General features: G+C 75.4%; 12 protein-coding genes and 1 pseudogene. 5 read left to right on the top strand and 8 right to left on the bottom strand.

What is annotated here, in order from left to right; genetic code table 11:
- Nucleotides 1–60 precede the first annotated feature (60 nt).
- The 3 genes and pseudogenes from RND61_RS29355 to RND61_RS29345 form a co-directional block, all read right to left on the bottom strand.
- Nucleotides 61–288 (bottom strand): annotated as a pseudogene (locus RND61_RS29355) (WhiB family transcriptional regulator); the annotation flags it as partial.
- 245 nt (nucleotides 289–533) lie between these two features.
- Complete coding sequence (locus RND61_RS29350) at nucleotides 534–1,322, bottom strand: VOC family protein (protein WP_315881178.1); 789 nt, start codon at nucleotides 1,320–1,322, stop codon at nucleotides 534–536.
- 282 nt (nucleotides 1,323–1,604) lie between these two features.
- A complete protein-coding gene (locus tag RND61_RS29345) occupies nucleotides 1,605–1,799 on the bottom strand; it encodes a hypothetical protein (protein WP_315881177.1) in 195 nt (64 codons plus the stop codon).
- A 171-nt stretch (nucleotides 1,800–1,970) separates the two neighbouring features.
- Between RND61_RS29345 and RND61_RS29340 the strand changes: the two genes are divergently transcribed.
- Complete coding sequence (locus RND61_RS29340) at nucleotides 1,971–2,231, top strand: hypothetical protein (RefSeq protein ID WP_315881176.1); 261 nt, start codon at nucleotides 1,971–1,973, stop codon at nucleotides 2,229–2,231.
- Nucleotides 2,232–2,235: 4 nt separating this feature from the next.
- On the opposite strand, the gene RND61_RS29335 is transcribed toward RND61_RS29340, so the two are convergent.
- Complete coding sequence (locus RND61_RS29335; protein ID WP_315881175.1) at nucleotides 2,236–2,676, bottom strand: YchJ family protein; 441 nt, start codon at nucleotides 2,674–2,676, stop codon at nucleotides 2,236–2,238.
- Between the two features lie 142 nt (nucleotides 2,677–2,818).
- On the opposite strand from RND61_RS29335, the gene RND61_RS29330 reads away from it, so the two are divergent.
- Nucleotides 2,819–4,594: a hydroxysqualene dehydroxylase gene (locus tag RND61_RS29330; protein ID WP_315881174.1), complete on the top strand. Its 1,776-nt coding sequence runs from the start codon at nucleotides 2,819–2,821 to the stop codon at nucleotides 4,592–4,594.
- Between the two features lie 23 nt (nucleotides 4,595–4,617).
- Nucleotides 4,618–5,961 carry a 6-phospho-beta-glucosidase gene (locus RND61_RS29325; RefSeq protein WP_315881173.1) on the top strand — a complete coding sequence of 448 codons (1,344 nt, stop codon included), beginning with the start codon at nucleotides 4,618–4,620 and terminating at the stop codon, nucleotides 5,959–5,961.
- 95 nt (nucleotides 5,962–6,056) lie between these two features.
- Here RND61_RS29325 and RND61_RS29320 read toward each other — a convergent pair whose 3' ends face one another.
- From RND61_RS29320 to RND61_RS29305, 4 genes are all read right to left on the bottom strand, one after another.
- Entirely contained in the window at nucleotides 6,057–9,044 is a 2,988-nt protein-coding gene (locus RND61_RS29320) for a SpoIIE family protein phosphatase (RefSeq protein WP_315881172.1), read from the bottom strand.
- Between the two features lie 186 nt (nucleotides 9,045–9,230).
- Nucleotides 9,231–10,061, bottom strand: a complete 831-nt coding sequence (locus RND61_RS29315) for an SAM-dependent methyltransferase (protein ID WP_315881171.1) — start codon at nucleotides 10,059–10,061, stop codon at nucleotides 9,231–9,233.
- Between the two features lie 119 nt (nucleotides 10,062–10,180).
- A complete protein-coding gene (locus RND61_RS29310; protein WP_023590865.1) occupies nucleotides 10,181–10,417 on the bottom strand; it encodes a DUF397 domain-containing protein in 237 nt (78 codons plus the stop codon).
- On the bottom strand, nucleotides 10,418–11,284 hold the full coding sequence (locus tag RND61_RS29305; protein WP_315881170.1) for a helix-turn-helix domain-containing protein: 867 nt from the start codon (nucleotides 11,282–11,284) through the stop codon (nucleotides 10,418–10,420).
- Between the two features lie 215 nt (nucleotides 11,285–11,499).
- Here RND61_RS29305 and RND61_RS29300 point away from each other — a divergent pair, with 215 nt between their 5' ends.
- Together RND61_RS29300 and RND61_RS29295 are read left to right on the top strand one after the other, a co-directional pair.
- Nucleotides 11,500–12,030, top strand: coding sequence for an ATP-binding protein (locus RND61_RS29300; protein WP_391654396.1), 531 nt, complete (start codon nucleotides 11,500–11,502; stop codon nucleotides 12,028–12,030).
- A complete protein-coding gene (locus tag RND61_RS29295) occupies nucleotides 12,024–12,467 on the top strand; it encodes a hypothetical protein (protein ID WP_391654394.1) in 444 nt (147 codons plus the stop codon). The genes RND61_RS29300 and RND61_RS29295 overlap by 7 nt, the downstream gene beginning before the upstream one ends.
- The last annotated feature ends 45 nt before the right edge of the window (nucleotides 12,468–12,512 follow it).

Raw genomic sequence — 12,512 nt, 5'->3', positions numbered from 1 at the left:
GGCGGCGGCCGGCGGGCTCAGCGGCGGCCGGCGGGGCGCCCGGCGCGCCGGGCGCCGGGCTCAGCGGCGGCCGGCGCGCCGCCGCTTGAGCGCGTACCGCTCCTGCTCCGACAGCCCGCCCCAGACGCCGAACCGCTCGTCGTGCGTGAGCGCGTACTCCAGGCACGCCTCGCGGCCCTCGCACATCCCGCAGAGGAACTTCGCCTCGCGGGTCGACGAACCCGGCTCGGGGAAGAACAGCTCGGGCCCCGTCTGGGCGCACAGGGCGGCCTCCTGCCAGGAGAGCTCGGCGTCGGCCGGGGCGGGGCGGAGCGCGGCACGGCGGGCGGGGCGGTCCTCGGTGCGGACCGCGGAACGGTCTTCGGTGCGGACCGCGGGGCGGTCCTCGGTGCGGTACGTCGGCATGCGGACCACCGTGCCCAAGACCGATAAACGGCTCGTCAACGACGGATCAACGCCCGTCGAAGCGGTCGCTCCCCGTCAGGATGGACCCGCGCACGGTGACAGGACAAGGAGTTGCCCGGCCGGGCGTGTCACGATCCGCCGCGGTCGCGGTGGAGGACCGCGAACCGGGCGCCGTACGGGTCGGTGAGCTTGGCGCAGCGGCCGAGGCCCGCCAGGTCGGCGGGGCCCTTGCGGACCTTCCCGCCGTTCCGTTCGGCCTCCGCGACGGCCGCGTCGAGGTCGTCGACCTCGAAGTACGGCGTCCAGGACGGGCCGCCGGCCGCCTCGGACGGGTCGCCCACGAGCGGGACGACGGCGCCGAACGCGTCACCGGGCGAGGCCAGGCCCGTGCCGGACGGCTGGAGCAGCGTGTACGCGCCGGCGGTGTGGGCCTCCATGCCGAAGACCATGTCGTAGAAGGACAGGTCGGCCACGGGGTCGGGGGTGTACAGCTCCGTCCAGCTCAGCGCACCGGGTTCGCCGGCCAGGTCGAGGCCCTGGTGGGCGCCGGGCTGCCAGACGCCGAAGCCCGCGCCGGTGGGGTCGGTGAACAGGGCCGTGCGGCCGAGGTCGAAGACGTCCGTCGGGTCGACGGCGACGCTGCCGCCACCCGCCCGCACGGCGGTCGCGGCGGCCTCGGCGTCGGGGGTGCGGAAGTACAGCGTCCAGGCCGATCCGCCCCGCTCGGGCGGGACGGGCACGCCGCCCGCGACGGTCCTGCCCTCCCGGGTGAACATCCCGTAGCCACCGGCCTCGGGACCCGCCGGCGCGAACTCCCAGCCGAACAGGGACCGGTAGAACGACCGGGCCCCGTCGAGGTCGGGCGTGCCGAGGTCGACCCAGACGGGGGACCCGGTGACGAATCGGGTGGTGAGCATGGGCGTGTCACTCCTTCTCGGCGCGGCTCGGCTGCGGGGCACACCCAGTCGGGACCGGACGGGCACACGGTCCGCCTCCCGGCCCCCAGCTCCACCGCTTCTCCCATGGGCGCCACGGTAGGCGGAGCGCGCACGACGCGCACATCGGGCCGGCTCGGGCGCGGAGTCGTGCCGTGGACCTGCCGGTGGGCCGTCGGGCCCGTGACCACGTCGGGGCCGTGACCACGGGGCGGGCGCGGGCCCCGTGGTCGCGGCCCGCGCCCGCCCCGCCGTCCGACGGGGTCACTCCCCCTGGCGTTCGCCCTTGGGGCCACGGCCGCGTTCGGTGCGGGGGCCGCGGGAGCGCCATCCGGGCGACCTCTGCAGCGTCGCGTTCGCCTCGTCGTTGGCCTCCTGGTCGGAGACGCCCCGGCCTTCGGCCTCCTTGCGGAGCCGGGCGCGGTGGATGTCGTACTTCTTGCTGCCTGGCTCGGGCATGCGATCACCTCCGGCCCGCTCGGGTACCCCTCGCGGGGGAAGGAAACGCCGAAACGGTTGCAGGACGGATACAGACCCGGATGAGAACCGGCACCCGCGAGCCGTCACCATAGGGAGGTACACCCCGCACCCGGCCCCTGCCACAAGCAGGACGGCAGTAAAGGACCTCTCGTGACCGTGTCGCGCCTCATCCCCGTCCCGATCCCCGACCACGTCGCCGCCCTGATCGGGTCCTGCATGCCGGCGGGCGTCCTTCAGGCGGAGATCGACGCCGAGTGCGCGGCCCGTGAGGTGCGCCGCTTCCGCGGCCCCATGTGCCAGGAGGACCAGGCCGACCGGGAACACGCCCTGGCGGCGCTGGCCCGCGCGAACAAGGTGCTCGCCGCCTACCACCCGGGCCTGGTGCTCCGCCCCGGCGGCGGTGTCCACTGACCGGTCAGTCGAAGGTGCCGTCCACGTACAGCCAGTGGCCGTCCGCCTTCTCGAAGCGGCTGCGTTCGCGCAGGGCGCCCGGCTCGCCGCGGTGGGTGTAGCGGGCGGTGAAGGCGACCGTGCCGGTCGTGTGGAACAGGGTGCCGTCGATGGTGTCCAGGATCTCCAGGCCGGTCCAGCGCGTGTCCGGGTCGAAGTCGACGGTGCGCGGTCGCGTGGCGGGTGACCAGGTGCGCAGCAGGTACGGCTCGTCGCGCGCCACGAAGGCGCTGTAGCGGGAGCGCATCAGCCGCTCCGCGGTCGGGGCCGTCTCGCCGCCCGTGTGGAAGCGGCCGCAGCACTGCGCGTACGGGGCGGGCAGCCCGCAGGGGCACGGGTCCTCCGGCCGGACGGCCGGGGCGGGTGCGGCGGGGGCGTGCTTCGGGCGGGGCTTGCGTCGCGGCATGGGGCCATTCTGCCCGGCGGCCACCCCGTGGCGGGTTCCGGCCAGGGCGCACGGCCCGCGGGCGCGGTGCTTCCGAGCCCCCGAGGGGCCGCCCTATCCTCCTGAACGGGACGCGCTCGTCACCGTCCGTGAAGGAGCGAACATGGAGCGTAAGGGTACGACACGGCGTGCGTTCGTGGCGGGCGCGGGCGCCGTCGCCGGGGCGAGGGCCGCCGGCCCCGCTCGGGCCGCAGCCCCCCGCCCCGCGCGCTCCGCGGCCGACGGCGGCACCGTCGCGGTCCTGGGCGGCGGGGTCGCGGGGCTGACGGCGGCGCACGAGCTGGCCGAGCGGGGTTTCCGCGTCACCGTGTACGAGCGGCGGGCCCTCGGCGGCAAGGCGCGCAGCATGGATGTCCCCGGCAGCGCGCGGGGCGGACGCAGGCCGCTCCCGGGCGAGCACGGCTTCCGGTTCATCCCGGGCATCTACCACAACCTGCCGGACACGATGCGGCGCATCCCGTTCCCGGGGAAGCCGAACGGCGTGTACGACAACCTCGTCGCCCCCCGCGAGATGGCGCTCGCCCGCACCGGCCGCGAGGACCTGCGCTTGCCCATCCCCTGGCCTGGGCAGAAGCCGGAGCACCTCACCCTCGACGAGCTGCGCCGCTCCCTGACCGCGCTGCTCGACACGGCGCTCCGGCTGCCCCCTCACGAGGCGGCGTACTTCGCCAACCGCGCCCTCGTCTTCATGACCAGCTGCCCGGAGCGGCGCGACGAGGTGTGGGAGCGCACGCCGTGGTGGGAGTTCATCCGCGCCGGCCGGATGTCCCTCGACTACCAGCGGCTCCTCGCCATCGGCCTCACCCGCAACATCGTCGCCACCAAGGCGGAGGAGGCCAGCACCCGCACCGTGGGCACCATCGGTGAGGCGTTCGTGTTCAACGCGCTCGGCCGGGGCGCGGACGGCCCGCCGGACCGCGTCCTCGACGTGCCGACCAACCAGGCGTGGATCGACCCGTGGACGGCCCACCTGAGCTCCCTCGGCGTGGAGTTCAAGGTCGGCTGGACGCTGCGGGAGATGCGGTACGGCGACGGTCGGATCACCGCCGCGCTGGTCGACGACCCGGGCGGGGCGCGCCACGAGGTCACCGCCGACCACTACATCAGCGCGCTGCCGGTGGAGCACGCCCGCCGCACCTGGGGGCCGCGGCTGCGGGCGGCCGACCCGCAGCTCGCCCGGTGCGACCGCCTCCGCACGGACTGGATGACGGGCATCCAGTTCTACCTGACCGAGCGGCCACCGCTCGTGCGCGGCCACGTGAACTGCGTCGACTCGCCCTGGGCGCTGACGTGCATCGCGCAGGCCCACCACTGGGCGGGACGGGACTTCGCCGCCGAGTACGGCGACGGCGCGGTCGTGGACTGCCTGTCGGTCGACGTCTCGGAGTGGGACCGGCCCGGCATCCTGTACGGGAAGACCGCCAAGCAGTGCACCCGCGACCAGGTGGCGCGGGAGGTGTGGGCGCAACTGAAGGCCGCCCTGAACGACACGGGGAGCCCGGCGCTGAAGGACGGCGCGCTCCACTCGTGGTTCCTGGACCCTGGTGTCGACGGCCTGGGCACGCCGCACCCCACCAACGAGGACGAACTGCTCGTCCACCCGGTGGGCACCTTCTACGACCGTCCCCGGTCCAGGACGCAGGTGCCGAACTTCTTCCTCGCCGGGGACTACGTGTCCGTCGACATCGACCTGGCGACCATGGAGGGCGCCAACGCGTCGGCCCGGCAGGCCGTCAACGCCCTGCTGGACCAGGCGGGTTCGACGGCGCCGCGCTGCACGGTCGTCCCGCTGTTCCGTCCGCCGGAGCTGGAGGCGCTGAAGCGGCACGACCGCGTCCGGTACCGGCTGGGCCTGCCGAACGCGCTCGACCTGGGGTGAGGGCGAGGCAGTAGCGTACGGGCATGAGGCTGACGATTCTGGGCGGCGGCGGGTTCCGGGTGCCGCTGGTGTACCGGGCGCTGCTGGCCGACCGGGGCGAGGGCCGGGTCGCCCGCGTCGTCCTGCACGACGTGGACGCGGACCGGCTGTCGGCGATCGGCCGCGTGCTGGCCGAGCAGGCCGCCGGTGTCGCCGGCGCGCCCGCCGTGACGGTGACGACCGACCTCGACGAGGCGCTGCGCGGCGCGGACTTCGTCTTCTCGGCGATCCGCGTCGGCGGCCTCGCCGGCCGGGCCGCCGACGAGCGGGTGGCGCTCGCCGAGGGCGTGCTGGGGCAGGAGACGGTGGGCGCGGGCGGCATCGCGTACGGGCTGCGGACCGTCCCGGTGGCGGTGGACGTCGCCCGGCGCGTGGCGCGGCTGGCCCCGGACGCCTGGGTCATCAACTTCACCAACCCGGCGGGCCTGGTGACGGAGGCGATGTCGCGGGTGCTGGGCGACCGGGTGATCGGCATCTGCGACTCGCCGGTGGGGCTGGGCCGGCGGGTGGCGCGGGTGCTGGGCGCCGACCCGGCTCAGGCGTGGGTCGACTACGCGGGCCTCAACCACCTGGGCTGGCTGCGCGGGTTGCGAGTCGGCGGGCGGGACCTGCTGCCGCGGCTCCTCGCGGACGAGGCGGCGCTCGGCTCGTTCGAGGAGGGCAGGCTGTTCGGCGCCGGGTGGCTCCGCTCGCTGGGCGCGATCCCCAACGAGTACCTGCACTACTACTACGCCAACCGCGAGACGGTGCGGGCCTACCGGGAGGCCGAGCGGACGCGCGGCGCGTACCTGCGCGACCAGCAGGCCGGGTTCTACGCGGCGGCCGCCCGGCCGGAGGTGCGGGCCCTGGACGCGTGGCGGCGCACCCTCGCCGAGCGGGAGGCCACGTACATGGCCGCCAACCGGGCGGCGGCCGGCGACACCGGGGGCCGCGCCGAGGAGGACCTGGAGCCGGGCGGGTACGAGCAGGTGGCGCTCGCGCTGATGCGGGCCGTCGCCCGCGACGAGCGGGCCACGCTGATCCTGAACGTCCGCAACCGGTCGGCGCTCCCGGGGCTCGACGCGGACGCGGTGGTCGAGGTGCCGTGCCTGGTGGACGCGAACGGCGCGCATCCGGTGTCCGTGGCGCCGCTGCCGTACCACGCGGTGGGGCTGGTGGCGGCGGTGAAGGCGGTGGAGCGGGAGGTGCTCGCGGCGGCGGAGAGCGGGTCGCGGGAGACGGCGGTGAAGGCGTTCGCCCTGCACCCGCTGGTCGACTCGGTCGCGGTGGCGCGGCGGCTGCTGGACGCGTACCGGGCGGAGCACCCGGGGCTCGCGTACCTCGTCTAGGGGCCGCGGGAAAGCGCCGCCCGCCGGGGCGGCGGCCGACGCGTGACCGTGCGGCGTGCGGCGTGCGGCATGGGCGTGCGCCGGCCCCCGGGGGCTCACACCACGTCGTCGAACATCGCCAGCAGCGCGTGCTCGTCCGCCTCCGGGGTCTGCCGGTCCGCGTGCGGCACCTGCTCGGCCCACACCGTCTTGCCCTGCGGCATGAACCGGGCGCCCCACCTCCTGGTGAACTGCGCCACGAGGAACAGACCGCGCCCGCCCTCCTCGGTCGTGGCCGCCCGCCGGATGCGGGGCGACGAGTTGCTGTGGTCGGACACCTCGCAGATCAGCGTCTCGTCGCGGAGCAGCCGCAGCGACACGGGGCCGCCGCCCCCGTACCGCACGGCGTTGGTGACCAGTTCGCTGACCACCAGGCCGGTGGTGAACTCCATGTCCGCCAGTCCCCACTCGGTGAGCTTCCGGCGCACCAGCGCCCGGGCGTCGGCGACGACGGACGGGGCGGCGGGCAGCTCCCAGGCGGCCACCTGGTCGGCGGGCAGGGCGCGCACCCGGGCCACGAGCAGCGCCACGTCGTCGCGCGGGCCGCCGGGCAGCACGGCGTCCGTGATCCGGTCGCAGACCCGCTCCGGGTCGCGCTGCGGGCCGCGCGCCGGGCCGGGGGCGGCCAGCGCGGACAGCAGCCGGCCGGTCGCCGCCTCGGTGTCGCCGTAACCGAGGCCCTCCTTGAGGAGCCCGTCGGTGTACAGCGCCAGGAGGCTGCCGGGGGCGAGGTCGACGGCGGCGGACTCGTACGGCTGGAGCCCGCCGAGCCCCAGCGGCGGCCCGGACGGCAGGTCGAGCAGTCGCGCCTCGCCGCCGGGCGGTGCCACGGCCGGCGGGGGGTGGCCGGCCCGGGCGGCGGTGCAGCGGCAGGTGACCGGGTCGTACACCGCGTACAGGCAGGTCGTGGCCGTGGCGGGGTCGTGTTCCTCGGCCGGGTCGCCGGAGGGGCGCCCGACCAGTTCGTCCAGGTGGGCCAGCACCTCCTCGGGAGGCAGGTCGAGACCGGCGAGGGTGCGCACCGCCGTGCGCAGCCGCCCCATGGTGGCGGCCGCCTGCAGCCCGTGGCCGGCGACGTCCCCGACGACCAGCGCGACGCGCATCCCGGACAGCGGGATGGCGTCGAACCAGTCACCGCCCACCTCCGTGCTCACCCCGGTCCGCCCGTCCGCCGGCAGGTAGCGGGAGGCGAGGTCGGCGGCGGTGAGGCGGGGCAGGGCGTGCGGCAGCAGGCTGCGCTGGAGCATGAGCGAGGCGTCGTGCTCGCGGCTGAAGCGGCGGGCGTTGTCCACGCTGATCGCGGCGCGGGCCGCGAGTTCGCCGGCGAGGGTCAGGTCGTCCTCCTCGTACGGGCGGTCCTCGCCGCGCCGGTAGAAGCCGGCCAGCCCGAAGACGCGGCCCCTGGCGTACAGCGGGGCGGCGACGTAGGCGTGGACGCCCCCGCCCAGCAGGGCGACCGGGTGGGCGCCGCCGACGGCGGGCGCGGCGGCGGCCGCCGCCGGTACGGAGTCGGCCACCGGCCGCCCCGTGTGCAGGCACCGCGCCTGGGGGGCGCCCGCGGGGTACCGGACCGGGCCGGGGTCGGCGAAGGCGCCGGTACCGTCGGTCGGGACGCCGGTGCGCAGGGCGGCGCGGCGCAGGGCCGTGTCGGGGCCGAGCGGGCCGGGCGGCGGTTCCTCGCCCGCGAGGACGCCCTCCACGAGCTCCACCACGGCGAGGTCGGCGAAGCGCGGTACGGCGATCTCGGCCAGTTCCTCGGCGGTGCGCCGCATGTCCAGGGTGGTGCCGACGCGGACGCCCGCCTCGTTCAGCAGGGAGAGCCGCCCGCGCGCCTCGGCGGCCAGGCGGCCGACACCCGACTCGCCGACGAGCAACAGCCACGCGTCGGTCCCGTTCCCGCCGCCTTCCTCCGGGGCGGTGCCGGTCCCGTTCCCGGCGCCCTTGCCCGGGGCGGTGCCGGCCCTGTTTCCGCCGTCCTCCGTTGGAGCGGTGCCGGCCCTGTTTGCGGCCTCCTCCTTTGGAGCGGTGCCGGCCCCGTGCCCGCCGCCCTTGTCCGGGGCGGTGCCGGTCCCGCCCGCGGTGAGCAGCGGAACCTCCCGCCCGTCGGGCGCCGTCGCGGTGCCCCTCGCGGGGCCGGTGGCGGGGCCGCCGGGCCGGGCCGCCGGTCCCCGCACCGCCGTACCCGGTGCGGTGATGCGGGCGGGGGGCGCGCCGCGGGACCCGTGGAAGACGACCTCGACGGCGGCGCCCTCCGCGTCGCCGTGGCGCAGCGGCCTGCGGCTCAGCGTGGCGACGCGGCCGCCCGCCAGGGCGACCTCGGCGGACGACTCCTCGTTCGAGCCGATCAGGTCGACGGCGGCGTCCAGCAGCACGGACCGCTCCTGCCGGTCCAGCAGGGGCGCGGTGCCGCCGTACCCGGCCAGTTCGCCCGTACCGACGTGGAGGAGCCCGGTGTGCCGGCCGCGCTCCCTGTCCTGGAGGAAGGAGGTCACCAGCTCGCGCTCCCGGGCCGTGCTCAGCTCCAGCAGCCGTTCCCCGATGAGGTCAGTGGCGTCCTGGAGCACCAGGGCCATTCCGGGCCTGGCCAGCCGCTCGGGGACGGAGAGGTTGACCACCCCCCGCACGGTGCCGCCGACGGGGTCGCGCACGGGTGCGGCCATGCAGGTCAGCGTCTTGAGGTTGTGCAGGAAGTGCTCGTGTCCGACGACCACGAAGGGCGCCCGGGTGCTGAGGACCATGCTGACGCTGCTGGTCCCCATGAACCGCTCGTCCACGTTGGCGCCCCGCACCAGCGACGCCTCGTCCATCAGGTCGAGTCCCACGGGGTTGCCGCGCCGGTCGATGATGTTGGCGCGGGCGTCCGCCAGCGTCACGGTGACCGGCAGCCCGGAGAAGCGCGCGCACAGCCGCTCCAGCACCGGCGCGGCGGCCCTGATCAGCCGCGAGTCCGGGTCCAGGTCGCTCTCGATGGGCAGTGCCACGCCCTCGACGTCGATGCCGAGCGAGCGCGACCGCTCCCACGACGCCCGTATCTCCGCGCGCACCCCACCGGGGGGCCGACCGGGACCGGCCCCCACAGACGTCGGAGAGGAATCCACCCTGTCAGGATAATGGGGCAAATGAGACATTTGCCTGTCCGGGAACCGCTCCGGGCGGCCGACCGCCGCCCGGCGGGACCGGCGGGTGCGGCGGACCGGCGGTTCACTCCGCCCGCGCGGGCGGGGACTCCGTCACGGCTTGCGGGCGACGCCTGCGTACCCCGGGATGGGGCCGTCGCCGGCGACCTGGACCGGCTCGCCCAGCTCCGGGTGCCACTCGGCGGTCAGCGTCACACCGGGCTCGACCAGCTCCAGGCCGTCGAAGAAGCGGGTGAGCTCCTCGCGGGTGCGCGGCCGCAGCGTGAGGCCGCGCCCCCGGTACATGGCGCGCGCCTTCGCCGCGCCCTCGGGGTCGAACTCGCCGGTGACGTGCGACAGGACGAGGTAGCTGCCCGGCGCGAGCCGCTCGACGAGCCGGGACACCAGCTCGTACGCGCCGTCCTCGTCGTCGACGAAGTGGAGCAGCGCGAGCAGGGACAGCGCGACGGGCCGGGTGAAGTCGAGGACCTCGCCGGCGCGCTCCAGGATGGTCTGCGGGTCGCGGGCGTCGGCCTGGATGTACGCGGTGGCGCCCTCCGGGGTGGAGCGCAGCAGCGCCTCGGCGTGGGCGAGGACGATCGGGTCGTTGTCGCAGTAGACGATCCGCGACTCGGGCGCGACCTGCTGGGCTATCTGGTGGAGGTTCGGCTCGGTGGGGATGCCGGTGCCGACGTCCAGGTACTGGCGGACGCCGGCCCCGCCGAGCCAGCGGGTCGCGCGGTGCATGAACGCCCGGTTGACGCGCGCCATGTCGCGGCCGCGCGCGTCGATGGTCAGGAGCTGGCGGGCCATCTCCTCGTCGACCGGATAGTTGTCCTTGCCGCCGAGGAACCAGTCGTACATCCGGGCGGGATGCGGCTTGCTGGTGTCGATCCGCACGCCTGCGGCGGACGCGCCGTCGGTGGCGGTGTCGTTCCCGGTCATCGGCTGCTCCAGGGGTCGGGGGTCTGGGGTCGGGACGTGCTCGGTGGCTGGGGGCGTTCCGGTGCGCGGGGCCGGCCGCTCGGCCGACTCCCGGGTGGGCGACACTGTATGACCCCGGGTCAGGTGAGCAGGAAGTCGGCCTGCCCGGACTTGGCGCCCTGGATGAACGCGGCGATCTCCCCGGGGGTGTAGATGAGGGCGGGGCCGTCTGGATCGGCGGACTGGCGCACCGCGACCCTGCCGTCGGCCAGCTTCATGGCCTCGATGCAGTTGCCGCCGTTGCCGCCGCTCCACGGCTTGTGCCACCCCTCGGCACCGAGGTCGGCGGCGGGCATGCCGTTGTATATGCGAACCATTCACAGCTCCTTGCGGAAAGCCCGGAGGATTTCCTTCGTACGTGGTGCGGTGGCGGCCTGCGCCGCCATGCGGTCCAGGACCTCCAGGTGGGAGGCCACCTCGGGACGCGCGTCGAGGTAGACCGCGCCGGTCAGGTACTCGCTGTAGACCATGTCCGGGAGTTCGGACACGGCGAACCGGAAGAGCACGAAGGGGCCGTACGTGCCGGGGTGGTGGCCCGTCGCGAACTCCGCCACCTGGAGGGTGACGTGGGGCAGTTCCGCCGCCTCGGCCAGCCGGTCGAGCTGGGCGCGCATGAGCGCGGGGTCGGCACCGGGCGGGCGGCGCCGCAACACCGTCTCATCCATGATCACCCAGAACTTCGGGGGGTCGGGGCGGGTCAGCAGGGCCTGCCGCTCCATCCGCAACGCGACGTGGCGCTCGATGTCCTCGGGGCTGACCCGTCCGACGGCGCCGGCGCGGAGGACGGCCCTGGCGTAGTCCTCGGTCTGGAGCAGCCCGGGCACGAAGTGCGGTTCGTAGGCCCGGATGAGGCTGGCGGCGCCCTCCAGGCTGACGTACATGCTGAACCAGCCCGGCATCACGTCGTGGTACCGCTGCCACCAGCCGGGCCTGTTGGCGTCCTCGACGAGCCGCACGAAGCCGTCCGCCTCGTCGCGGCCGACGCCGTACGCCTGGAGGAGCAACTGGACGTAGGGGATCTTCAGGGCCACCTCCGCCGTCTCCATGCGGCGGATCGTGGCCGGGGCCACGTGGAGGACCTTGGCGGCCTCCTCCCGCTTCAGGCCCGCCCTCTCCCGCAGATCCTGGAGTCGCTTGCCGAGTACGACCTGTCCCACCGTGGGGGCGGACCGCGGCTCGCTCACTTCTGACCTCCCCACGCGCTTTTTCGTTGAGTGTGCCATGCGAACGCCAGAGAGGACACAGCACTCTGCAAATTTCAGAGTGCCGCTTGCCAAGTGTCCGCGACGGGAGGAAAGTATTCCGATGAACCAGTCGGTGAACCAGTTCACGCGGCTGCCGCGCGCTCTGCCCCGGGGAGATGCGGCGCACGGCGCCGCTCCCATGTGAGGAATCGGTCGTGGCACCTGGTAATGCGCTCACCCCCCAGCTCATAGCCGCTCGACCGGTGACCCCCGCTCCACACCCCCACGGCCTGCCCCGCGCCCCGCGTCCCTGCGCGCACGCGTCCCGGCCGGGCACCCCCGACGTCCGCCGCTTCGCCTTCGAGCTGCCCGCGCGCGCCGAGTCGGTGGGCCGGGCCCGCCGGCTCGTCGTGGAGCGCCTGGCCCTGTGGGGCGCCGGCGGGGACGTGCGCGACACGGCCGAGCTGGTCGTCTCCGAGCTGTTCACCAACGCCGTGGTGCACACCGCGAGCGGGCGCGTCGTCTGCGAGCTGCGGGACCGGGGCGAGCACGTGCGGATCGCCGTCCACGACGAGGGCTGCCGGGTGACCGGGCCGCGGCTGCGCGCGGCCGAGCGGGAGGAGTGCGGCCGGGGGCTGATCCTCGTCGACGCGCTGTGCAGCGCGTGGGGCACCCACGACGCCCGGCACGGGGCGGGGCGCGTCGTCTGGGCGGAGCTGGTCCACGACACGGCGGAACCATGCTGAGGTCGATGGTGACCCTGTTGTCCCTGCGCGGACCGCACGACCGCCAGAAGGCCGGCGCGCCGTGGGAGGAGTCGCTGGGCGAGGTCCAGCTCTCCCCGCCGCCGCACCTGCCGGCCACCCTGGGCTGCGACGCGGTGGGGGTGCCCGCGCGGCACGGGCTGCGGCTGATGAGCAGGCTGCCCGGGAACGGCTGCGTGTTCGCTGACTCCGACTGGTGGTGGTGGCTCGTCCCGGCCGGTTCCGACGCGGACCTGCGCTGGCCGATGCCCTCTTGCTACGCGCCCGGCGGCTACGTCCCGGACCGGCGTCCGCGCCTGATGCGGCGGCCGGACGCCACCTCCCCGTACACCCCGCCGATCCCGCTGTACCTCATGGTCTGCCAGCTCACCGGCACGGCGCCGGCCTGGACGGTGCCGGGGGTCGAATCCCGGCTCTGACCGGCGCTCCCCCGCCCGCGGGGCCGCGGGCTCCGGGTCCGGGGC

The organism is Streptomyces tamarix (genome assembly GCF_032423885.1).
Classification (GTDB): domain Bacteria; phylum Actinomycetota; class Actinomycetes; order Streptomycetales; family Streptomycetaceae; genus Streptomyces; species Streptomyces tamarix.
The sequence above is the reverse complement of the archived record's forward strand: the minus strand, read 5'-3'. Positions and strand labels throughout refer to the sequence as shown.

Bases quoted from the DNA above. Each gene is read 5' to 3' on its own strand.
- RND61_RS29350 (WP_315881178.1), bottom strand. From the start codon at position 1,322: ATGCTCACCACCCGATTCGTCACCGGGTCCCCCGTCTGGGTCGACCTC.
- RND61_RS29345 (WP_315881177.1), bottom strand. From the start codon at position 1,799: ATGCCCGAGCCAGGCAGCAAGAAGTACGACATCCACCGCGCCCGGCTC.
- RND61_RS29335 (WP_315881175.1), bottom strand. From the start codon at position 2,676: ATGCCGCGACGCAAGCCCCGCCCGAAGCACGCCCCCGCCGCACCCGCC.
- RND61_RS29330 (WP_315881174.1), top strand. From the start codon at position 2,819: ATGGAGCGTAAGGGTACGACACGGCGTGCGTTCGTGGCGGGCGCGGGC.
- RND61_RS29325 (WP_315881173.1), top strand. From the start codon at position 4,618: ATGAGGCTGACGATTCTGGGCGGCGGCGGGTTCCGGGTGCCGCTGGTG.
- RND61_RS29315 (WP_315881171.1), bottom strand. From the start codon at position 10,061: ATGACCGGGAACGACACCGCCACCGACGGCGCGTCCGCCGCAGGCGTG.
- RND61_RS29310 (WP_023590865.1), bottom strand. From the start codon at position 10,417: ATGGTTCGCATATACAACGGCATGCCCGCCGCCGACCTCGGTGCCGAG.
- RND61_RS29295 (WP_391654394.1), top strand. From the start codon at position 12,024: ATGCTGAGGTCGATGGTGACCCTGTTGTCCCTGCGCGGACCGCACGAC.